Origin of the sequence: Bacteroides sp. 224, assembly GCF_010500995.1 — a bacterium.
Lineage (GTDB): Bacteria > Bacteroidota > Bacteroidia > Bacteroidales > Bacteroidaceae > Bacteroides.
Window position 1 is genome coordinate 20,690 of record NZ_QVMK01000017.1, and the last position, 22,798, is coordinate 43,487.

Here is a 22,798-nt window from a genome sequence, read left to right on the forward strand (position 1 = left end):
CATTTTATTTTTAATTATGTGGGTTCTTGTTATTGGTTTGTTGTTCATAGCAGTTTTGGCACTAATCTTAGGTTATGCGCGCAATCGATATTTGCAAAGAAAAATAGAAAAAGGCGAACTGGATCAGATGCCGGAAATTCAGGAAGCAGATACCGAATGTTGTGGTCAGCATGCCACCTGCGAAAAAGACAGTCTGTTAGCTGCCGTAAGTAAAGAGATTGAATACTATGACGATGAAGAGTTAGATGCATTTATTGGTACCGCATCAAATCAATATGAGGATGAACAAGTAGAGCAATTTCGAGAAGTTTTCTATACAATGCAAGACATAGAAGTGGCAGGCTGGGTAAGAAGCTTGCAACTACGTGGAATCTCTCTACCCGACGATATTAAAGACGAAGTGTTTTTGATTGTAGGGGAACGCAGGAAATAGAGTTTGAGTTTATAGTTTGGAGTTTATAGTTTATAGTTACCATGCGGGCTTAAATTTGCAAACTCCAAACTTTAAACTCTAAACTATAAACTCACAAACTTTAAACTCACAAACTTTAAACTCAAATGAATCTACTACAATATACATTCTTTCAACATGCCCTGCTTGGTAGTTTGCTGGCAAGTATTGCATGCGGAATTATTGGAACTTACATTGTAACAAGACGCCTGGTCTTTATCAGTGGGGGGATTACACATGCTTCATTCGGAGGCATTGGTATTGGGCTATATACGGGTATTTCTCCCATACTATCGGCTGCTGTTTTCTCTGTTCTTTCGGCCTTTGGTGTGGAATGGCTCAGCAAACGCAAAGATATGCGCGAAGATTCTGCCATTGCAGTGTTCTGGACGCTGGGTATGGCTGTAGGAATTATATTCAGCTTTCTCTCTCCGGGCTTTGCTCCCGACTTATCTGCTTTTTTATTTGGGAATATACTTACGATTACCCAATTAGATATTGTGATGTTGGGTATATTAGCTATTTTATTAATTCTGTTCTTTACACTGTTCATTCATCCGATTGTTGCAGTTGCCTTTGATCGTGAGTTTGCCCGTTCGCAAGGTATTCCCGTACAGTTGTTCGAATATGTGTTGATGATGTTTATCGCCCTCACCATTGTATCTTGCTTGCGGATGGTTGGCATTGTTTTGGCTATTTCGTTATTGACAATCCCTCAGATGACAGCCAACCTGTTTACCTATAATTTTAAGAAAATAATATGGCTCTCCATTGGAATCGGTTACTTGGGATGTTTAGGAGGACTGCTAATATCCTACTTCCTGAATGTACCTTCCGGAGCCTCTATCATATTCTTTTCAATTCTTATTTATGCAATATGTAAATTGCTGAAAGCAACATTTATAAAAACCCAAATGAAATGAAAATACAAATTCAATCGTTAGACCAGATTCACGAGGCAGCCCGTCAGTTTATTGAAGCCATGGGCGATAATACGGTTTTTGCCCTTTATGGAAAGATGGGTGCCGGTAAAACTACTTTTGTGAAAGCTGTCTGCGAAGCACTCGGAGTAACGGATGTAATTAACTCACCTACCTTTGCTATCGTTAATGAGTATCGTTCGGATACCGGCGAGCTTATTTACCATTTTGATTTCTATCGTATAAAGAAACTGGATGAAGTGTATGACATGGGTTATGAAGATTACTTTTATAGTGGTGCCCTTTGCTTTATCGAATGGCCCGAATTGATAGACGATTTATTGCCCGGGAACACCATCAAAGTAACCATTGAAGAATTAGAAGACGGATCGAGAACAGTTACTTTAGAAGAATAGTTATGGCACCTCAATATTTTATTCAAGGACTATTTGCACTGGCAGGTATTGTTGCTTTATTGGCCGCAATCTTTAACTGGAAGTGGTTTTTCGAAGCACATAATGCTCAGTTTATCGTTCGTAATGTGGGTGCAAATCGTGCGCGACTATTTTATGGAGTGTTAGGAGTCATTCTGATTGTTATGGCTGTTTTCTTTTATTGTAAAACAAAGATTTGAATATACTGTTGCTCTTATGATAAACCGCAGAGTTACGCGGTTCAAAAAATAAATTAATAAATAAGTGTTCAGAATTAATTCATATCTTAGCAGTCACCCCGATAGGGGTGAGATGTGCATAACCCCGGGTCAGCGAAGCGCAGCCCGGGGATGGTCAGTCATCACACTCAGTCTCAACCCTGAAAGGGTTGAACCCACTTCGGGGTTCAGAGAAGAGAGAGTACCATCATCCCCGGGTTACGCTTCGCTCACCCGGGGTTATGCACATATTACCCCTGTCGGGGTAAATGCTTGCAGTTTAATTAATAGATGAACTAATTTTGAATACTTACTCAATACATACATATTATGGAAGAGAGAAAACCCTTGATATTTATATCTAACGATGATGGGGTAACCGCAAAAGGAATTAATGAACTAATTAAATATTTGCGCCCTTTAGGCGAAGTTGTAGTTATGGCACCCGATTCTGCCCGTTCGGGAAGTGGATGCGCCTTAACCGTAAATACCCCCGTACATTATAAACTAATAAAAAGAGAACCGGGATTAACCATTTACTCATGCTCGGGTACCCCTGTAGACTGTGTAAAACTTGCCCGCAATACAATTCTGGATCGTACCCCGGATTTAATTGTGGGAGGAATTAATCATGGAGATAACTCCGGAACCAATGTTCATTATTCGGGCACTATGGGTATTGTGATTGAAGGATGTTTAAACGGAATCCCCTCTGTAGGATTCTCTCTTTGCAATCATGCTCCTGATGCCGACTTTGCACCTTTCAAACCGTATGTGGTTGAAGTAGCTCGCATGGTATTAGAAAAAGGTCTGCCGGATAGAACTTGCTTGAATGTGAACTTCCCTGATACACAAGAGGTAAAAGGCGTAAAAGTCTGCGAACAAGCAGTGGGTCGTTGGCAAAAAGAATGGGAACCCTGCCCAAGACGATTTGATGATTGCTATTACTGGCTCACCGGCGAGTTTGTTAATACCGAGCCCGAGAACCCCAAAACAGATAATTGGGCTCTTGCACAAGGTTATGTAGCCATAACTCCCACAACAGTGGACGTGACGGCTTACGGATTTATAGAAGAATTAACTAACCGACTTTCTATACAAAAATAGAATGAAATACTATTTGATTGTTGGCGAAGCCTCCGGAGATTTGCATGCCTCTCATTTAATGGCTGCCTTGAAGAAAGAAGATCCCCAAGCCGATTTTCGTTTCTACGGTGGCGACTTGATGGCTGCTGTTGGCGGTACGATGGTGAAACATTATCGTGAATTGGCTTATATGGGCTTCATCCCGGTACTATTGCACCTACGTACAATATTTGCCAACATGAAGCAATGTAAAAAAGATATTGTAGCTTGGAACCCGGATGTAGTTATATTGGTGGATTATCCCGGCTTTAATCTGGATATCGCTAAGTTTGTACATGCCAAAACACAGATCCCCGTTTTCTATTATATCTCTCCTAAAATATGGGCCTGGAAAGAGTATCGCATAAAGAATATCAAACGCGATATAAATGAACTCTTCTCCATTCTGCCTTTTGAAGTGGAGTTTTATGAGAAACATCGCTATCCTATACATTATGTGGGGAACCCAACGGTAGATGAAATAACGAAGTTTCAGGAAGAGAATAAAGAAACCTTCTCAGAATTTGTGGCACATAATCAGTTAGAGGGTAAACCTGTGATTGCCCTGCTTGCCGGCAGCCGAAAGCAAGAAATAAAAGATAATCTTCCGGATATGATTAAAGCTGCATCTACCTATAAAGAGTATCAGTTGGTGATTGCCGGAGCTCCCGGAATCTCTCCCGATTACTATAATCAATATATAGGAGATGCGAATGTGCGAATCATTTTCGGGCAAACTTACCAATTGCTGAGTCAAAGTAAAGCGGCATTGGTAACTTCCGGTACGGCTACTCTCGAAACTGCCCTTTTCCGTGTGCCGCAGGTGGTGTGCTATCATACACCCATAGGAAAAGTAATCTCCTTTCTTCGCAAACACATTATTAAAGTGAAGTATATTTCTTTAGTAAACCTCATTGCAGATCGGGAAGTGGTAAGAGAACTCGTGGCCGATACTATGACAGTGAATAATATGCGGGAGGAATTGAATCGTTTACTCAATGATTCCGCTTATCGTGAGGATATGCTGAATGCATACGAACAGATGGCAGAAAGACTCGGACCGGCCGGAGCCCCCGAGCGAGCAGCTAAAACCATGATATCTCTATTATAGGAGCTGTTAAAGTTGTTAATTAACTAAAATCCATGCAGTAAACGCGTGGATTTTTTGTTTATATAGTGTATTAAGAAAGAAGCGATATAGTATTATGAAGAAGCTAAACCTTTACTTATTGGGATTGTTGCTAATGTTGATACCGGCAATCCAGTCATGTGGTGACGATGGTTATTCACTGGGAGAATTTGAAATCCGTATGGCTACTGTGAGAGTAGTAGGTGGTAGTACCTATTATTTAGAGACAGATAATGAAAAAACTCTTTGGCCGGTTGCTACCGAAATTGGATGGTACAAACCTGTGGATGGACAACGAGTGATAGCCAATGTAACAGTTCTATCCGATCAGTATGATAAATATGATCATGCTATAAGAGTGAACTTCCTAACTAATATTCTAACTAAAAATGTAGAAGAACTGACAGAAGAAAATCAGGAAGGGTTTGGAAATGATCCGGCTGATATAAGGGATATATGGATTGGAGGGCATTATTTGAATGTGGAATTTGTGTTTAATCTTCCCAAGTATCAAAAACATCGTGTTAGTTTGGTTAAGAATACTTTGGCAGAAGATCCTGAAGATGGATATATACACTTGGAATACCGATATAATGATCAGGATGATGTAAGTGGAGTATTCCGTTATAGCATGGTTTCCTTCAATTTAAGTGAATATATAAACGATGAGGCTACTTCTTATAAAGGAATAAAAATAAAGGCCAATTTAATAGACGAAGAAGAGAAAATATATACATACCTATTTACTGACAAATCTGAAAGCTCACGAGAAGTAGATGATCCTACCGACTTAGTAGACGGCGAAGGAAAAGTAATGTAAAGTTCCGGTAATGTTGTTGGTGAAGGGATCGTGTTCCGAAAGAACCGATCCCTCTTTATTATCTGAGCATTTGTAGGATATAGATATAAGTAACCGCTGCCGGAATAGCCATTAAAGCACTATCGAAGCGATCGAGCATTCCGCCATGTCCGGGAAGTATATTTCCCGAATCCTTCACTCCTAACTGGCGTTTCAGCAGAGATTCGGTAAGATCTCCCCATGTACCAAATACCACTACCACAAAGGCCAGACCCGCCCATTCCCAATTACCCATAGTAGAGATAGGGAAGAAGTGAGCTAAAGCAAAGGAGGAAGCAATCGCTAATACACCTCCGCCAATAGAACCTTCCCATGATTTTTTGGGTGAAATACGTTCAAACAACCTGTGCTTTCCTATCAGTGAACCTACACAGTAGGCACCAGTATCGCTCAACCAGATGAAGATGAAAATAGACAGCGGCAATACAAAGTTGTATGCATCTACCATATTGGTTACTTCATTATATTGAAAAGCGAGAACGTTTAAGAGAGCGAATGGCAAAGCTACATACAATTGGCTCATCATGCTATAAGCCCAGTTGTTGGCCGGATGTTCCTTCTTGAGATATAATTCGCTGATCATTAAATACATCAGTATTACCAGATAAGGAATGAATATCTGTGAAGTGGTAATGCCTGTGCAAAAACCGAAAAATGCCAAGCAGAGATAAACTCCACCCAGCATTGTTATTGATTTGTTTATTTTAGCTGTTCCCGTTTTATTTATAAGTTGAGCAAACTCATATACAGTGAGTGCACTGATCACCGTAAATAAGATGATAAATGATAAAGGACTGTATATAATGCCCCCAATCAGGATGGCCACAAATAAAATACCGGTAACGGCTCTTAATATAAAGTTCTTCAATGTAAATTAGTTGTTAGTTGATACTTCGGGTTCGCTAACAGGGTTGTTTTTCTTCTCATTAGCCATAATCTCTTCCGAACGAGATGCCCAAGGACGCTTACCAAAGATTTTTTCAACATCTTCGGCAAAGATTACTTCTTTTTCAATCAACAATTGTGCCAGTTCATTGTGCTCTTTCTTATGTGTAGAAAGAATATCTTTGGCTCTGTTGTATTGGTCGTTGATCATTCGTTTCACCTCTTCATCAATGAGTTCGGCTGTCTTTTCGCTATAAGGTTTGTTGAATGAATATTCGTCATTGTTGTAATAGCATAAGTTAGGTAATTTCTCGCTCATACCTAAGTAAGCAACCATGCCGAAGGCTTGTTTGGTAGCACGTTCAAGGTCGTTCATAGCTCCGGTCGATATTTTACCAATAAATAACTCCTCGGCTGCGCGTCCACCCAGAATAGCACACATTTCATCCAACATCTGATCTTTGGTAGTGATTTGTCTTTCTTCGGGTAAATACCAGGCAGCACCCAATGCACGTCCACGAGGTACAATTGTTACCTTGATTAGCGGATTTGCGTGCTCCAATAACCAGGATAAGCTGGCATGTCCTGCTTCGTGTAAAGCAATGGAGCGTCTTTCTGCTTCGGTGGTAATTTTACTTTTCTTTTCAAGACCACCAATAATACGGTCTACTGCATCCAGAAAGTCTTGTTTGCCTACAAACTTCTTTCCATGACGGGCAGCAATCAGAGCCGCTTCATTACAAACATTTGCAATATCTGCTCCGGAGAAACCGGGTGTTTGACGTGCTAATAAATCTACATCTACCGTATCATCAATCTTAATAGGACGAAGGTGTACTCCGAAAACTTCCTTACGCTCATTCAGGTCCGGAAGATCCACGTGGATTTGGCGGTCGAAACGTCCGGCACGAAGCAATGCTTTATCCAGTACGTCTACGCGGTTGGTAGCTGCCAGGATGATAACTCCACTGTTTGAACCGAAACCATCCATTTCTGTGAGAAGCTGATTCAATGTGTTTTCACGTTCATCGTTTCCTCCCATGCTTGGGTTCTTGCCACGTGCACGTCCTACAGCATCAATTTCGTCAATGAATACAATACAAGGAGCTTTTTCTTTGGCTTGTTTAAAAAGATCGCGCACACGAGATGCACCTACCCCTACGAACATTTCCACAAAATCAGACCCGGCCAATGAGAAGAAAGGCACGTTGGCTTCTCCTGCCACTGCTTTGGCTAATAATGTTTTACCGGTTCCCGGAGGGCCTACCAGAAGAGCACCTTTGGGAATCTTACCTCCTAAATCAGTATATTTCTGTGGAGACTTCAGGAATTCTACAATCTCTTCTACTTCTTGTTTGGCTTCTTCCAGTCCGGCTACATCCTTAAATGTTATTTTGATGGAACTTCCTTTTTCAAAAAGTTGTGCTTTTGATTTTCCTACGCTGAATACTCCACCGCCGCCGCCGGCGCCTCCGCTTCCCATGCGTCGCATGAAAAATATCCAAAGTCCGATAAGAAGAGCAAACGGAAGAATGTTCCATAAAATCATGGTGAGGTAGTTGTTTCTTTCTACCGGTTCCACTTTACCACTGAATCGTCCTTCTGTTTGTTCTTTATTCAGAAATTGTTCCAATCCTTCCAAGGTTAATGCCCGCGTAGTAACCAACGGACTTTTGCCTACTTTGGTAGAATCCTGTTGGAACACATCTTTAACATGTTGCGGTTTGATAGCGGCTTCTATGGTAGCATCGTCTTTGTAAATAGTTACTTTCTCTACAAAGCCTTTGCTTACATAACCTTGAAATTCATTGTATGAAATATTTTTTTGTACGCCCGATCCACTCTCATTCGCTAACCAGAAGCCAAAAAGAGCCATGGCTATGATCATGTACATCCAGCTCAAATTGAACTTGGGCATATTCGTTTTTACGGGTTTTTTCTTTTTATCTTCCATATTTTTTAATCTATATCAGGTATGGTCGTTAATTTGGCATCTGCCCAAAGAGTTTCCAGATTGTAGAATTCTCTTATATCAGGAAGGAAAATATGTACAAGTACATCGGAGTAATCCATAGCCACCCATTCTGCATTCTTTAATCCGTCTACGAAAATAGGTTTGGCATTTACTTTCCTGCCGGATTCTTTTACAGAATCTACTATGGCACTAACTTGTGTGGGGGTGTTTCCCTGACAGATAATAAAGTAGTTACATATAGTGTCACCGATGTTGGTTAAATCGGCTATAACAATGTTTTTACCTTTTTTTTCTTGTATCCCTTCGGTGATTTTTTGTAATAAAATCTTAGTCTCGTTCATCTATAAAATTGATCTTAGTCTGTTGCTTAATTCCCTAATAACAAGAAAGAAACGTTTATTGTTCCAAATTGCAAATATACGCCGAATTCTTGTATCAAAGATAAGGTGAAGAAGAATTCTCTTCTTTTTTTGTTGTTTTTTAAAATACTTATTATATTTGCACCCGAAAAGAATGGGCTATGGTGTAATGGTAACACTTCAGATTCTGGTCCTGACTTTCCAGGTTCGAATCCTGGTAGCCCAACAAGATAGAGTAAGCAATATATTATAATGCTTGCTCTTTTTCTTTTTATACCTATATTCCACCATCATGCCAAGCTTGTGTCACAACTGTGCCGCGCCCATGTCACAACTGTGCCACGCCCATGTCACAACTGTGCCACGCCCATGGCACAACCGTGCCACGCCTATGGCACAACTGTGCCACGCCTGTGGCACTACTCTTCCGCGTGTGGAGAGTTTAAGTTATTCAGAATAGTCGTTTTTTATTTCTTTAATTCCTCGAAGTAAGTATCTAATAGCTTTTTGGCAGCAACAAAAGAAGTTAGATTTCCTCTTAATACTTGTTCTTCTTTTTCTTCCAAAAGAGAGCCTATCTTTTCATTATTATAAAAACTATCTCTTAATTGCTCATTGATACTTTCGTACATCCAATATTTGCTCTGCTCATTACGGCGATGTTGAAAATAGCCGCTCTTCTTTACAAAATCCAAGTATTCGTAAACCATGTCCCAGATTTCTTTTACGCCAATGTTGTAAAAACCGGAGTAGGTGAGTACCTGTGGTGTCCATCCCGAATCGGGCAAAGGGAATAAATGCAGTGCATTTCTAAATTGGGTGGCAGCCAATTGTGCTTTCTCAATATTGCTTCCATCGGCTTTATTGATTACAATACCGTCTGCCATTTCCATAATACCGCGTTTGATTCCTTGTAGTTCATCTCCCGTACCTGCCAGTTGAATAAGCAAAAAGAAATCGACCATGGAATGAACAGCCGTTTCACTTTGTCCTACTCCTACGGTTTCGACAAAGATTTTATCAAACCCTGCGGCTTCGCAAAGAATAATGGTTTCACGGGTTTTGCGCGCTACCCCTCCTAAGGAGCCTGCCGACGGGCTGGGGCGAATGAAGGATGCAGGGTGTACGGACAATTGTTCCATGCGGGTTTTATCTCCTAAGATACTGCCTTTGCTGCGCTCGCTGCTGGGGTCGATGGCAAGTACTGCCAGTTTGCCGCCTCTTTCTAAAACATGCAGACCAAATACATCTATAGAAGTACTCTTTCCGGCTCCCGGCACTCCGCTGATTCCGATACGAACAGAATCTCCGGAGTAAGGAAGGCATTTCTCAATAACTTCCTGTGCTATGGCCTGGTGTTCCGGCTTTACGCTTTCTACCAGTGTTACTGCTTGACTAAGTATTGTGATATTTCCTTTTACAATACCTTCCACAAATTCAGAAACGGATAGTTCCGGCTTCTTTTGCCGCGGACGCTTCTTAAAATAAGGATTAACGGACGAAGGTTGTTCAATACCCTTATTAACTACTAATCCTTTGTATTCTTCATTGTTTTCAGGATGTTCCATGACGCACTGATTATTTGTTGGCAGAGGCCTGAATATTAATTGTTACCTTAGGTTGTTTCGGATCATTTGTAATCATCAGAATACGAAGGTGTTTCTTCTTATGGAGATCTTTCTTATTCAAAGTAATTCTTAAACGGGTTTTTCCATCGGGTTGAATGATTGATGTTTTCAGATCAACTCCAACTGCCGGGTTAAAGACTTGAAGCTTACTTATTTCCAATTGGGATTTGCCTGTATTAGATATGGTTATATCATATCTCGCTTTACTTTTCTTGCTTAACTGAGCGCTCAAGTCAATATCCTTCTCTGATAATTGGATGGATGGAGCATTTAACCTTTGAGCGTTACTTATTCCGGAGAAATCGGGAAGTAAAACGGCAGATAGTGGAATTTCATTATCATCACTCACTTTATCTCCTCCAAACCGAGATAGATAAACGGAAGTTTGCGTTAATCCGAGTCCGCTTAAACGATCTGTATGAAGGGTTAATTTGATCATTCCTTTCTCTCCTTTTTGCAACACTGCCGGTTCGGCTTGCATGGTTATATAAGATGGAAGATGCATTAATACAGGTTCGTAGGGCATTTCCGATTGATTCACAATAGTCATTGTGAGTCCCGGAGTATCTCCAAGATGAGAGTCGGGAAAGTCTATTTCAGTTTTATCCAAAAGTATGTCGCCAAAAGGATGGAGATCCATATTAGTGAAATTGGTTACTTTTTGCACTACTTCACCCGAAAAATGTAAATAAAGCAATTCGGGCACAGCGTTGCTATATATGCATACCGACTTTTTGAAGCGTCCTAATGCTTTGGCATCAAAAGTAGCTGTTATCTTGCCTTTCTCTCCCGGCATAATAGGCGTTTTTGTCCAGTCTGCTACCGCACAAGCACAAGAAGTCGTTATATTGGTTAAAACGAGTGGTTTATCTCCGGAGTTTGTTATTACATAATCTACACTTACGGGCTGTTTCCATTGTACCTGCCCAAAGTTGTGAGCTGTTTTATTGGAAGTTATACGGGTCTGTGCCATTAAAGAAGCGCAACAAACAATACATAATGTAAACAGGAGGAATATAATACGTTTCATTGTTTCAACTCATTTATACGTTTGAAACACAAAAATAGACGTTTTAGTTGAGAAATGGAGAAGAAAAGAAGTAAAGAAGTTATAAAATACAAAGATTTGTATTATAGATAGGTACACGGAAAAAGCGGAATGAACGGATGAACGCGGAAAAATAATAAAACAAACAGCTAATTACAGTTTACTAAATTAAAATTCCGCGTTTTTCCGCTCATTCCGCTTTTTCCGCGTATCTATCCTATACCGAGTTTTATTTCTCTATAAGAACCCTCACCGAACCACTATGCGAAGCATACTCCGGTGCATAAGCCGATTGAATAGTAGCCAATCCACTTTCATACGTACCTGTACGGCTTACTCTGTAGCTATACTCCAATACATATACTCCTTTATTTAATGAATCGAAGAAGAAATTGGTAGAAGCATCTTTAATAGCCACATAATAACCTGTTCCTGCTCCCCAACGATAGCCCGAGGCTGTACCGATAGGTTCGAAGCAAGCTCCACGCTGGTCTTTGAGTTGAACAAAGTCCATTGCTCTATCCAAACGAATAGTCAGGCGAGAGATTACTTTATCACCAATATTCAATTGAGTGTCGGCTGTTACGGGTACAAGTTCTTTCTGAGTACCTGAGATTCTTTCTACATAAAGCTTCTTATCTACAGATAGCTCTTTACCCGACTTGCTTACTTTGCTGATATCTTCTTTGTATTGAGCATAAACAGCACCCCAAGCAATGCCTTCGTCGCGTTTCTCTACAACGGCGGTTTTGGCTTTAGATAGGGTAGCCTGATCTGTAATAACTTCTTTGGTATAAGCCAGTCCCGGGATAGAAGCCTTGCCCGAAGCAAGCGTTTCGATGGTTTTGCCTCCTAAAGAGATGCGAACATCTCCCTGATTGTTCAACAGATTACTTCCACGATGCAATAAAGCATATACGGCATTTACTGTAGATACCGGAGAATCCCATTGTTGCGTTTGCTTTTGCTTGAGCAACCAGAGTTTCATTTCTTCTACCATCTTCTTGTCGTTAGCCACTTGGTCCATAGCTTCCATTACAGCTACATGAGCAGGTATTTTCAATCCCGACCAGCTATAAGGGCTTTCGTTAAAGGCAAAGTAAGTTCCTTGTTCATCTGTTTGAACGGTGTGTTCTTTCAGAGAAGCAATAAACTGCTGGGCGGCTCCCACTTTACCCACTTTGGTCAACACAACGGCTGCACGTGCTTTGTTGGTTAAAGAAAGTGTTGTGATAGATTCGCTTATCTTATTGATGAAATAGTCGCACGCTTCTTTGTTTTTATCCGGAACACGTTGATCCGAAATAACAATCAGGTACAAATAATCTAATGTGGTAGACGAGATTCCTTTTACCTCGTTCTTATTCTTAGCCGCTTTAGTCAGTGCCTTATATTCGCTCAGAGCTTCTTTATGTAAGAAATCAAAGCCCGATTGCTGCATAGAGAATGCATCTCCTTTCAGTTGCTTACCTGTAAGTTTGGCTAAGCGCGAAAATGCTTCCAGCACATAAGTAGTAATATACCGACTGCCTTGCATACCTTTGTACCAAGCCCAAGAGCCATCGGCTAATTGCAAATCTTTCAACTTGGTAAGAGAACCGGTATTGTTGTTTTGTATATTATTCAAATCGAATAAGGTAGCAATACGCTTCATCCGTTCGGCTTCTGAAGTGGCTTCCATTAACCAAGGAGATTCTTCGAGCAAGATATTCTTCACATCCTGATTCTTTTCCAGGTTGCTTATGAATGTTTCTTTGGTTCCGCCTTGCGCTTTCCAAGCATCGAATACGGTTTTTATTTTAGGATTGCTATCTACTATATAAGCAGCCAGTGAGTTTGCATAATAAGTAGTTGCCCATGAAATAGCATTATCACTTGTTGGCAAGCTTAATGCAGGAAGTGCCTGAACAGCATACCAAGCAGGGTTTCCTGAAAACTCTACAGTAAGTTTACGGTCGGTAGCAGTGTTGCTATTGTTATTAAATAAGGTAGCCAATGAAAACTCGCGAGTTTCTTTGCCGCGAACAGGCATGGCAATTGCTTCGGTAATGTATTCTTTATTGCTTAACACAGGGAGTACGTGTTGCTCGCCATCGCTAAAGTTTCCTCCTTTGGCAATGACACGACAACCCAGTAAGTCGTATTTATCGGTAGCAGTGAAAGTAAAGTTCACTCCGGTAGTTTTGCCGGCTTTGGTATCGAACTTCTGCTTTTGGGTAGTAATTACTTTGTCGGTCATCGGATCGAACAAAGTCAAGGTTACTGTTCCCGAAATAGCTTTCTCTGTCAGGTTGGCAATAGAGGCAGCAATAGAAGTCTGATCTCCTACTCTTACAAAGCGAGGTAAATTAGGCGTTACCATAAATTCTTTGCTGGTGGTAACTACTCCGTCGATAGTGCCTGTAAACATACTTTGTGTATGAGCATATCCGCGGAAGTTCCAACGAGTCAGGCTTTCGGGCATGGTGAAAGAGAATACAATTTCGCCTTGTTCGTTGGTGCGAAGCTGCGGATAGAAGAAAGCAGTTTCGGCAAAGTTGGTGCGAAGGTCGGCAGCGGGAGCGGCATCATTGTCACCGCCTTCAAAATCATCTACTATTGCTATCTCTTCAACCATTTTTAAGCTTGCTCCTGAATCTGCTGCTCTGGAAGCCATGCCCATAGCCATAGGAGCTTCCATTGCATCGTAGCTACTACCGAAAGCGGAATTAACGTTGCTTGAAATAATACCTCTTTTAGAAGCAAATTTATACCTTAAAGCCATAGGAGAATACATCCAGAAGGCATCGTACATTTGTTTTAGTTCATCTGTTGCCTTATACTCAAAGGCTGGATTACTAAACGATTGCCATCTTGCTCCTATATAATTGGTATTCCACACCGGATTTATCCAATTGAAAGTGTAATTAACACTCAATTGCTGTTTGTTTTCTCTGATTTTATCTAAAGATGCATCATACATCAAAGCCAACAGTTCGGCAGTGGCGGCAGATCCTTGTGTGTCTTTTATACGTAGTTTCCATTCTTCTTGCTGTCCCGGGCGTAGCTTATCGCGGAAGGTTTCCCACGAGAGTTCCAACTTCTTGTTTGGCTGTTTCTTCGACAGACGAACACATTCTTGATAAATCTGTCCATTCTTAACAAAGGCAAACACGACCACTACTCCCTCTTCGTACTCTTTCGATTCAAATGGAATATCAAACTTCTTCATTGTATCCGACAGGCGAAGCACTTCGCTCTTAATTCTGTTTTTGCCACAGAATACATCCATAAATATGTAGGTGTCTTTCAATGAAGTCCCAAATACAAAGGAGGCCGGAGTGTTTTCATCGAACTCTGTGTTTTGTTCATACACCCAACTGCTCTTAAACACCGGCAAGCGCTTGTCGTTGGTAGAGAAAAGAACTACATTTTGCTCGTGTTCTATCAGTCTTCCCTGCGAATCATGTATCTGAGCTTTTATTTTATAAGCTCCGGAAGGAAGTGCTTTCCAAGCAACTAAATCAATCTCTTTGTTTGAGTTGAATGTTCCTTCGTAAGCAACGGTAGAAGATTCTTCTTTTTTCTCTTCCTCATAAATGGTATATGGATACATTTTATAGGTACCCTCTACTGCTACAGGTTCGCTATTCAAGTTCTCTACTCTGAAAATAGCTTGAATGGCTTCTTCTTTATTCACCATTTTTCCGTCTGCCAAATTCATGTTCAGGCGGAGAGAACGTTCGCCGGCATTCAGCGTGGTTTGCGAAGTTTGCGTTTCGCCGGCTTCGTTGGTTACTGTGGCTTCTATGGTGTAGACATAGCTGCTGTATCTGCTTTGGGGTCTTGGTCCTCTTCCATCCGGTTGCAAGTGAGCGGTAATCTTAAAGATACCGTTTTCATCCAATGTACCTGTGCCCGAGGCTATCAGTTCCGGCGATGCAATGTAGAATGGCCATACATTCAATGCACGGTTCACGGTGTATTTTACTTCTACGTCTTGCAAGGGCACTCCGCTGTAGCTTTTTACTTGTCCCGATACCTGTACGGAATCTCCTAACCGGTAACTACCTTGCAGTTTATCGAACTTAACTTCAAAGGTAGGTCGCTTATATTCTTCCATATAAACGGTGGTGCTTCCATTGTCTGTTTCTATATAATATGCACCATTCAATCCGCCCGAAGGCAATACAAATTCAGTAGCAAACGAACCAAACTCGTTAGTGCGAACGGTTTGTTTACTTATCTCCCGTCTATTACTATCGCGCAGTGTTAATACACGTTCTTTATCTTTCAACACTTCGGCATCATTGAGGTATTGTTCATACAGAACCCCTTTTACATAGATGGTTTGTCCGGGGCGATATACTTTACGGTCGGTTAGTAAGCTAAGGCGCGTATTCTTGCTTGCCGTAGAGTAATAACTGCGGTATAAATTTTGAGGGAATATAGAAGAATCGCTTCCTGCTTTAACCACATAAGCATTATAACTTGTTTGATAGGCGATGGTTGCTTTTCCGTCCAATCCGGTGATCAGTTGTTCTACTTGTTTCTTTTCTCCTCTTTCATCTTTATACAATAAGATGGTGGCTCTTGCTATGGGAAGTCCGCTTTGTGCATCTAAAGCAGCCATCTCGAGCTGCTTGTTGGGCAAAACACGCGAGAGAACTTTTAGGCGAGTAGATACAAATGGAGAAGCTTTCTGGTCTTTCTCTTTAACTCCTTCCGGTACAACTTCAATATAGTAAAGTCCCTCGGAGGGAACAGGTATTGAGAACACTGTGTCTTTATTGGTATAATCAGCCGAACGAACCAATTGAAATTCATGAGTTATCTTCTCTGATGATATATTTTTCAGTTCTTCGCCATATACCTCTTTCTTATCTGTTTTCATTCCTTCCGCAGTAGCACGATGCAGATGGATTGTGAGTTTGTCTACATTCCGATGATTTACTGAAACCTTAAAGGTAGCTCCCGGATAGCCCGATTCGTCAATAGAAGTAGACAGGCGAGGAGCTAATATTTTAGCTTTCAGTGCCTTTACCTCAGCCAGTTTCTTATAAGACGGATATTTGGCTATTGCTTCATCACATACTTTCAAAGCCTCTGCTTTGCGTTCGCTGCTTCTTAGCATATTTGCTTTCTGAAGGTAAGCTTCTGCAATAACCTCTTCTGCTTGATAGGTTTCTATCAGTTGGTCTAAGGCTTGTAGATTAGTATCTTCTTCGTTGAGTTTTTTAAGTGTCATTAAAATAACGGCGTTCCGGTTGCCTTTTTGCTTATAGGCTGTAATTGCATTCTCGTATATCTGCACTATTTGTAGAGGTGCATCATCGCTGCTCCAGTTGTTCTTCACATTTCCCAATGCTGTAACAATGTGCTCTATCAATACATGATACATATCATGATTAAAATAATCGCTTAACTCCCCTTGTACCACAAAAGGATCATAAGCTTTGGTAGAAGTACTCAGCAAAGGAAGCGAATCTTTCAGCGCTGCCTGCGAATGACTCCAAACTTTGTTGACCAACAGATTACCACTCCACTCGCGGATATCATCCGAAGGTTCATCCGATAAATCGGTAGCCCGTTGAAGCTGCCAACGATTAGTTTGCACATAGTTGCCATACACATTTGCAATCAGTGTATGCAGAATGGAACGATCGATGGTGTTTGTAGTTTCACTCAGCCAAGTTTCCAGTCCTTTCAAATCTACATAAAAGCTGTCGGGCGTTATCTGCTCCTGATACTGAGAGCGAACAGTATACGCTTTCAGCATTTGTGGGGAGTTCTTTTCTTTTTGAGCCTTCCGGAAAATATCTCCGGTTAGCTTAATGGCCGTTTGAGGAAGGCTTTTCTTCTCGGCTTCTTCTACTGATTGCCACAGTTTCTTGTAGCTTTGGGCGTAACTCATAGTTGCCAGATTAATTAAACTTAGCAGTAATGCGATTAATGCAATTTTACTTTTCATATATTTCTCTTTGATTGTTTACTATGGTATAGATGCAAATTAAGTGCTTTTTCCATAAACTATTTCTTAATAATTATCTTTTCCGAACTACTATGTGCTGAATACTCCGGTGCATAAGCCGATTGAATGGTGGCTAATCCGCTTTCGTACACCCCTGTACGGCTTATTCTGTAGCCATATTCCAATACATACACTCCTTTATTTAAAGAATCGAAAAAGAAATTGGTTGAAGCATCTTTTATGGCTACATAATAACCTGTTCCTGCTTCTCTACAATAACCGGAAGCAGTACCAATAGGTTCAAAACAAGCACCACGTTGGTCTTTGAGTTGAACAAAATCCATGGCTCTATCCAAGCGAATAGTGAGGCGAGCGATTACTTTATCGCCAACATTCAATTGAGTATCGGCAGTAACGGGCAGCAATTCTTTTTGGGTTCCCGAGATTCGTTCTACATAAAGCTTTTTATCTACGGATAGCTCTTTGCCTGATTTACTTACTTTGCTGATATCTTCTTTATACTGAGCATAAACAGCTCCCCAGCCTATGCCTTCATCGCGCTTTTCTACTACGGCAGTTTTAAGGTTGGATAGGGTAGCGTTATCGGTTATCACTTCTTTTATATACGATAAACCGGGGATGGAAGTTCTTGCAGAAGAAAGTGTTTCGATTGTTTTCTTGTCTAAAGAAATGTGTGCATCTCCCTGATTACCTAATGGATTGTGCTCCTGAAAATAGAGCAATGCATACACGGCATTGACCGTAGCCACCGGAGAATCCCATTGCTGTGTCTGCTTTTGTTTGAGCAACCAAAGTTTCATTTCTTCTACCAAATGGTATTCTTCGCCCACTTCGGCCATTGCCTCCATAACGGCTACATGGGCAGGAACTTTCAGTCCCGACCAGTTATAAGGACTTTCGTTAAAGGCAAAGTATGCACCGAACTCATCTGTTTGAACGAGATGCTCTTTCAGAGAAGCGATGAACATTTTAGCATCTTCTGCTTTCTTGGCTTTGCTGAGCACTATAGCTGCATGGGCTTTATCTATTAAGGAGAAATCGGCAATGGATTCTTTTATTTTATCTATAAAATAGTAGAATGCTTCCAGATTATCGTCGGGTACTTGCTGACCGGAGATGGTTTGCAAATATAAATAATTCAATGTAGTAGCCGAGATGCCTTTGACCTTATTTCCGTTTTGCTCTGCTTTCTTTATATTCTTATATTCTTTCAGCGCAGCTCGATTTAAGAAGTCTAAAGCTTCTTCCAGCATCGTCAGCGCATCATCATCCAAATCTTTAGCTGTTTGTTTAGACAGACGAGCCAGCATTTCTACCACATAAGAAGTGATGTAACGACTACCCGGCATACCTTTATACCATGCCCAAGAGCCATCTGCCAATTGCAATTCTTCCAGTTTGGTTAATGCAGTAATGTTATTGTTTTGAATGTTATTCAAATCGTATAAGGTAGCAATGCGTTTCATTTGTTCCGTTTCGGAAGTGGCTTCCAACAACCAGGGCGATTCTTCGAGCAGGATATTCTTTACATCCCGGTTCTTTTCCAGATTGCTCAGGAATGTTTCTTTTGTTCCATTCTGTGCTTTCCATGCATCAAACACTGTCTTTATTTTAGGTTGTGCATTAAGTAGATTGGCTGCCAACGAATTAGTATAATATGCAGCAGCCCAAGAGATGGCGTTATCATTAGTAGGCATACTCATAGAAGAAAGTGCCTGCACTGCATACCAATTCGGATCACTTGTAAACTCAACTGTCAATTTACGTTCTGTAGCCGTTTCGCTTTGATTATTGAACAAGCCCTCCAAAGAGAAACTGCGCGTTTCCTTACCACGTATAGGCATAGCTACTGTTTCCGTAATGTATTCTTTATTGCTTAATACAGGAAGCACGTGTTGCTCGCCATCGCTAAAATTACCTCCTTTGGCTATGATGCGACAGCCCAGCAATTCGTACTTATCGGTAGCCGAGAACGTAAAGTTCACCCCTGTGGTTTTACCTGCTTGGGTATTGAACTTCTGTTGTTGAGTGCTGATGACTTTATCCGTCAGCGGATCGAACAGAGTTAAAGTTACCGTTCCGGAGATGGCTTTCTCTGTTAAGTTGGCAACGGATGCGGCAATAGACGTTTGATCTCCTACTCTCACAAAACGAGGAAGATTGGGAGTTAGCATAAAGTCTTTGCTGGTGGTTACCGTTCCGTTAATCATGCCGGTCAGCATATCTTGCGTATGGGCATATCCGCAGAAGTTCCAGCGAGTCAGGCTTTCGGGCATGGTGAATGAGATGGCTATTTCGCCTTGTTCGTTAGTACGGAGTTGGGGATAGAAGAAGGCGGTTTCGGCGAAGTTGGTGCGGGGGTCGGGGATGTTTTCTTCTTGATGGTGATTTGCTGTATTATAATGGGCTGTTCGCATAGAAAATGGGGTTTCTTCTGTAATTATGCCAGGCTGTCTCCATCTTGCCCTAAATGTTATCTTATCAAATAAATAAACCGGAGAGTGCAACCAAAATGTGTCATATATTTGTTCTCCTTTACTTATCAATCCCATATCAATTGCAAGATTACCAAATGATTGCAAACTTAAGTCTGCCAAATTCATATTCCATTCAGGAATAATATGATTAAAGCGATAATCGACACTCAATTCCTGATCATTCTGCTCGATTTTATCTAAGGAAGCGTCATACATCAGTGCTAACAATTCGGCAGGAACAACCAGACCTTGTGAGTCTTTAACCTTTAACTTCCATTCTTCTTTTTGTCCGGGACGAAGTTTGTCGCGGAATACCTCCCAAGACAATTCCAGTTTTTTGTTAGTTATTCGTTTGGTTAGTTCAACTGTTTCCTGATAAAACCAACCGTTTTTCACAAAAGCAAGAACCACTGTTACTCCTTGATTGTATGCCTCTGATGAGAAAGGAACTTTGAACACCCTCATCTCGTTTGATAGTTTTATCACTTCGCTATGGTATCTATGTGTTCCGCAAAATGCATCCATAAAGATATGGGTATCTTGAAGTGAAGTACCAAACACAAAAACACCCGGATTCTCTTCATCGAATTCGAGATTTTGCTCGTAAAGCCAGCACTCTTTAGCAATAGGCAAACGTTGTTCGTTGGTAGAGAAAAGAATAATATCTTGTTCATGTTCTACTACTCTACCTTGTGTATCTTTTATGTGAACCTTTATTCTATAAGCTCCCGAGGGAAGGGCTTTCCATGTTGACAAATCTGTAGTTACGTTAGAAGTAAATGTGCCTTTTTGAATAACAGTAGCCGAAAGCTCTTTCTTTTCATCATTGTAAACTGTATAAGAATACAATTTATAAGTACCCTCTACCAAAACAGGTTGATTATTCAGATTTTCTACCCAGAAAATGGTTTGAATAGGTTCCTCTTTGTTTACTATCTCGTTTGGCTCCATACTCATATTCAACAGTAAAGAGTGTTCAGCGGCATGCAGGGAGATTTGCGAGACCTGTGTTTCACCAGCCTCGTTGGTTACAACAGTTTCTATGGTATATCTATACTTTTTATATCTCACCAGATCTCTTCTTTCCAAGTTATTTGGTAGTAATTTAACAGGTATTTTAAAGGAACCGTTTTCGTTTGTTTTGCTTGTGCCCGATGCTATTAACTCTGAATCGAAACCATAAGAAGGCCAGATATACAAATCTCTGGTTATTATATACTTTACTTCTGCTTCCTGAACAGATACTTCACTAAAGGTCTTCACCTTGCCGGATACTTCTACGGAATCACCTAACTGGTAGCTTTCTTCGGGAGAATCGAATGTTACCTCAAATGTTGGAAGTTTATATTCTTCCATAAAAACAACTGTTGATCCCTCTTCGGTTTCAATGTGATAGGCTCCATTCAGTCCGCCTGAGGGCAAGATAAACTCCATAGTAAAAGAACCGAATTCATTGGTACGCACTTTCTGACTGCCTACTTCCCTCTTATAGCGATTAAAAATGGTTATATTGTATTCTTCATTCTTAACAACTTTCACATCATCTAAATATTGTTCGTAGGCAATTCCTTTTATATATACTGTTTGTCCCGGGCGATACACTTTGCGATCGGTCAATAAAGTTATTTGTTTCATTCTCCATGGTTTCGAATAGTAGTTGTCAGACAGGCGTTTTGTATAGACAGAGGAGTCGTCGGCTTTTTTCACTATGAAACTTTCTTGTTTGTTTTTAGGTAAAGTAATTGCTCTTCCAAGAGTATCCGTAGTTAGTGTATCTGTTACAACTTTCAAACCTTGCTCCTCTTTAAAAAGCAAAACAGTTGCTCCAGGCACTGGGTAACCGCTTTGAGCGTCTAAAACCATTATTTCGAGCTGCCTATCGGGTAATGTTCGGGAAATAGTACTTAGCCGAGTAGCTACAAGTGGAAAGATCTTGGGGTCTTCCCATTCTTCAGGTTCTATCCCAACTGGCACTATCTCTACATAATAAAGTCCTTCGGTGGGTACAGGTACTGCTAAAACTGTGTCTTTAGATAAGTAATCGGCAGGACGATTTAAGTGGAACTCATATGTGATCTTGGTTGAGGCTACACTCTTTAGTTCCTCGGTGGTTATGTCTTTGTATCTTTCTCCAATAGCCGGGTAAGTAGCGGCATGGTAGAGACTGACCATAACCTTATCAAGATTCCGATGATTTACAAAAATGTTAAAAGTTGATCCGGGATAACCTTCCTTTCTGCCTTCGGCAACCATGTGGGGTGTCAATATATCCTCTTTGATTTTATTTAGTTCATGCAATGCTTTGGCTGTAGGGTAATTCTCGACTCCCTCATTGCAACACTCCAATGCATCTACTTTATTATCTTGGCTTACTAAGGCATTGGCCTTGTGTATATAGGCCTTTACAATGCTTTCATAGGCTTTGTTGTTTTGTATCAATTGATCTAAAGCTTGCAAATAGGTATTCTTATCCGAAGTTCTTAAACTTTGTTCATGCAGCTTATTTAGTGTCATCAGGATAACTGCATCTTGATTGCCTTTCTGTAGATAAGCAGCAATGGCATTTTCGTATACTCCTGCTATTTGAGAAGCAACAGAGTTTAGATTCCGGTAATATGTTACATCTTTCAGTGCTCTCACTGCGCAGTAAACAATCACATGATACATATCATGTCCATAATAAACGCTTTCTTCTCCTTGCACTACAAAAGGTTCGTACGCTTTGGTTGGAGTATTCAATAAAGGAACGGGATCTTCTAAGGCAGCACGGGCATGCTTCAAAACTTTTTGCACAAACAGATTGCCACTCCATTCACGAATATCATCCGAAGGCTCATCAGATAAATTGGTAGACTGACGAAGTTCCCAACTGTTATTCAGTGCATATTCTCCATATACATTTGCTATCAGCGTATGCAAAATAGCACAATCTACCGGGTTGGTAGCTTCGTTTACCCATGCCTCCAATCCTTTCAAGTCTACATAAAAGCTGTCGGGGGTTATGTCTTTCCGGTATTGCGAACGAGCTGTATAGGCTTTCAACATCTGAGGAGAATTTTTCTCTTTCTCTGCCTTTCTATAAATCTTTTCAGTGAGTTTAATTGCCGTTTTTGGGATATCTTTTTGCTCGGCTTCCTCTACCAATTTCCATAGTTTCTTATAGCTTTGTGCGTAGCTTGTCGGTGATGTACTAATTGAAAGTAACAACAATGCGATTAATACAATTTTACTTCTCATATAGCCTGTTTTTGTTGTTTCACCACAGATTAACACGGATTTTCACAGATTAAATTATTTCACTATAAAACCAATACCAAAT

General features: G+C 40.7%; 14 protein-coding genes and 1 tRNA gene. 8 read left to right on the forward strand and 7 right to left on the reverse strand.

Features of this window, described 5'->3' with window-relative positions:
• Window positions 1-16: 16 nt before the first annotated feature.
• The 7 genes from D0T60_RS09700 to D0T60_RS09730 all read left to right on the forward strand — a co-directional run bounded on the left by D0T60_RS09700 (window position 17) and on the right by D0T60_RS09730 (window position 5,097).
• Complete coding sequence (locus D0T60_RS09700; protein ID WP_163217984.1) at window positions 17-433, forward strand: phospholipase; 417 nt, start codon at window positions 17-19, stop codon at window positions 431-433.
• Window positions 434-558: 125 nt separating this feature from the next.
• Window positions 559-1,374 carry a metal ABC transporter permease gene (locus D0T60_RS09705; protein WP_163217985.1) on the forward strand — a complete coding sequence of 272 codons (816 nt, stop codon included), beginning with the start codon at window positions 559-561 and terminating at the stop codon, window positions 1,372-1,374.
• Window positions 1,371-1,787 carry a tRNA (adenosine(37)-N6)-threonylcarbamoyltransferase complex ATPase subunit type 1 TsaE gene (gene tsaE, locus D0T60_RS09710; protein WP_163217986.1) on the forward strand — a complete coding sequence of 139 codons (417 nt, stop codon included), beginning with the start codon at window positions 1,371-1,373 and terminating at the stop codon, window positions 1,785-1,787. The genes D0T60_RS09705 and tsaE overlap by 4 nt, the downstream gene beginning before the upstream one ends.
• A gap of 2 nt (window positions 1,788-1,789) precedes the next feature.
• Window positions 1,790-2,005 (forward strand): immunity 17 family protein, encoded by a 216-nt coding sequence (locus D0T60_RS09715; protein WP_163217987.1) that lies wholly within the window; start codon window positions 1,790-1,792, stop codon window positions 2,003-2,005.
• A 348-nt stretch (window positions 2,006-2,353) separates the two neighbouring features.
• Complete coding sequence (gene surE, locus D0T60_RS09720; RefSeq protein WP_163217988.1) at window positions 2,354-3,130, forward strand: 5'/3'-nucleotidase SurE; 777 nt, start codon at window positions 2,354-2,356, stop codon at window positions 3,128-3,130.
• A gap of 1 nt (window position 3,131) precedes the next feature.
• Entirely contained in the window at window positions 3,132-4,259 is a 1,128-nt protein-coding gene (gene lpxB, locus D0T60_RS09725) for a lipid-A-disaccharide synthase (protein WP_163217989.1), read from the forward strand.
• Window positions 4,260-4,353: 94 nt separating this feature from the next.
• Entirely contained in the window at window positions 4,354-5,097 is a 744-nt protein-coding gene (locus D0T60_RS09730) for a NigD-like protein (RefSeq protein ID WP_163217990.1), read from the forward strand.
• Between the two features lie 58 nt (window positions 5,098-5,155).
• Here D0T60_RS09730 and D0T60_RS09735 read toward each other — a convergent pair whose 3' ends face one another.
• Genes D0T60_RS09735 through rsfS form a run of 3 tightly spaced genes read right to left on the reverse strand, consistent with a single transcriptional unit; the run spans window position 5,156 to window position 8,337 of the window.
• Window positions 5,156-6,004: a phosphatidate cytidylyltransferase gene (locus D0T60_RS09735; RefSeq protein ID WP_163217991.1), complete on the reverse strand. Its 849-nt coding sequence runs from the start codon at window positions 6,002-6,004 to the stop codon at window positions 5,156-5,158.
• Window positions 6,005-6,010: 6 nt separating this feature from the next.
• The gene (gene ftsH, locus D0T60_RS09740; RefSeq protein ID WP_203558314.1) at window positions 6,011-7,939 is read right to left on the reverse strand and encodes an ATP-dependent zinc metalloprotease FtsH; all 1,929 of its coding nucleotides are present in this window, start codon (window positions 7,937-7,939) and stop codon (window positions 6,011-6,013) included.
• A 41-nt stretch (window positions 7,940-7,980) separates the two neighbouring features.
• Window positions 7,981-8,337, reverse strand: coding sequence for a ribosome silencing factor (gene rsfS / locus D0T60_RS09745; protein WP_163217993.1), 357 nt, complete (start codon window positions 8,335-8,337; stop codon window positions 7,981-7,983).
• A gap of 173 nt (window positions 8,338-8,510) precedes the next feature.
• Here rsfS and D0T60_RS09750 point away from each other — a divergent pair.
• A tRNA-Gln gene (locus tag D0T60_RS09750) sits at window positions 8,511-8,581 on the forward strand.
• Between the two features lie 241 nt (window positions 8,582-8,822).
• On the opposite strand, the gene meaB is transcribed toward D0T60_RS09750, so the two are convergent.
• From meaB to D0T60_RS09770, 4 genes are all read right to left on the reverse strand, one after another.
• Window positions 8,823-9,923 carry a methylmalonyl Co-A mutase-associated GTPase MeaB gene (gene meaB, locus D0T60_RS09755; RefSeq protein ID WP_163217994.1) on the reverse strand — a complete coding sequence of 367 codons (1,101 nt, stop codon included), beginning with the start codon at window positions 9,921-9,923 and terminating at the stop codon, window positions 8,823-8,825.
• Window positions 9,924-9,933: 10 nt separating this feature from the next.
• Entirely contained in the window at window positions 9,934-11,013 is a 1,080-nt protein-coding gene (locus D0T60_RS09760; protein WP_163217995.1) for a DUF1573 domain-containing protein, read from the reverse strand.
• Window positions 11,014-11,260: 247 nt separating this feature from the next.
• Entirely contained in the window at window positions 11,261-16,981 is a 5,721-nt protein-coding gene (locus D0T60_RS09765; protein ID WP_163217996.1) for an alpha-2-macroglobulin family protein, read from the reverse strand.
• Window positions 16,982-17,040: 59 nt separating this feature from the next.
• On the reverse strand, window positions 17,041-22,716 hold the full coding sequence (locus D0T60_RS09770) for an alpha-2-macroglobulin family protein (RefSeq protein ID WP_239059533.1): 5,676 nt from the start codon (window positions 22,714-22,716) through the stop codon (window positions 17,041-17,043).
• Between the last annotated feature and the right edge of the window lie 82 nt (window positions 22,717-22,798).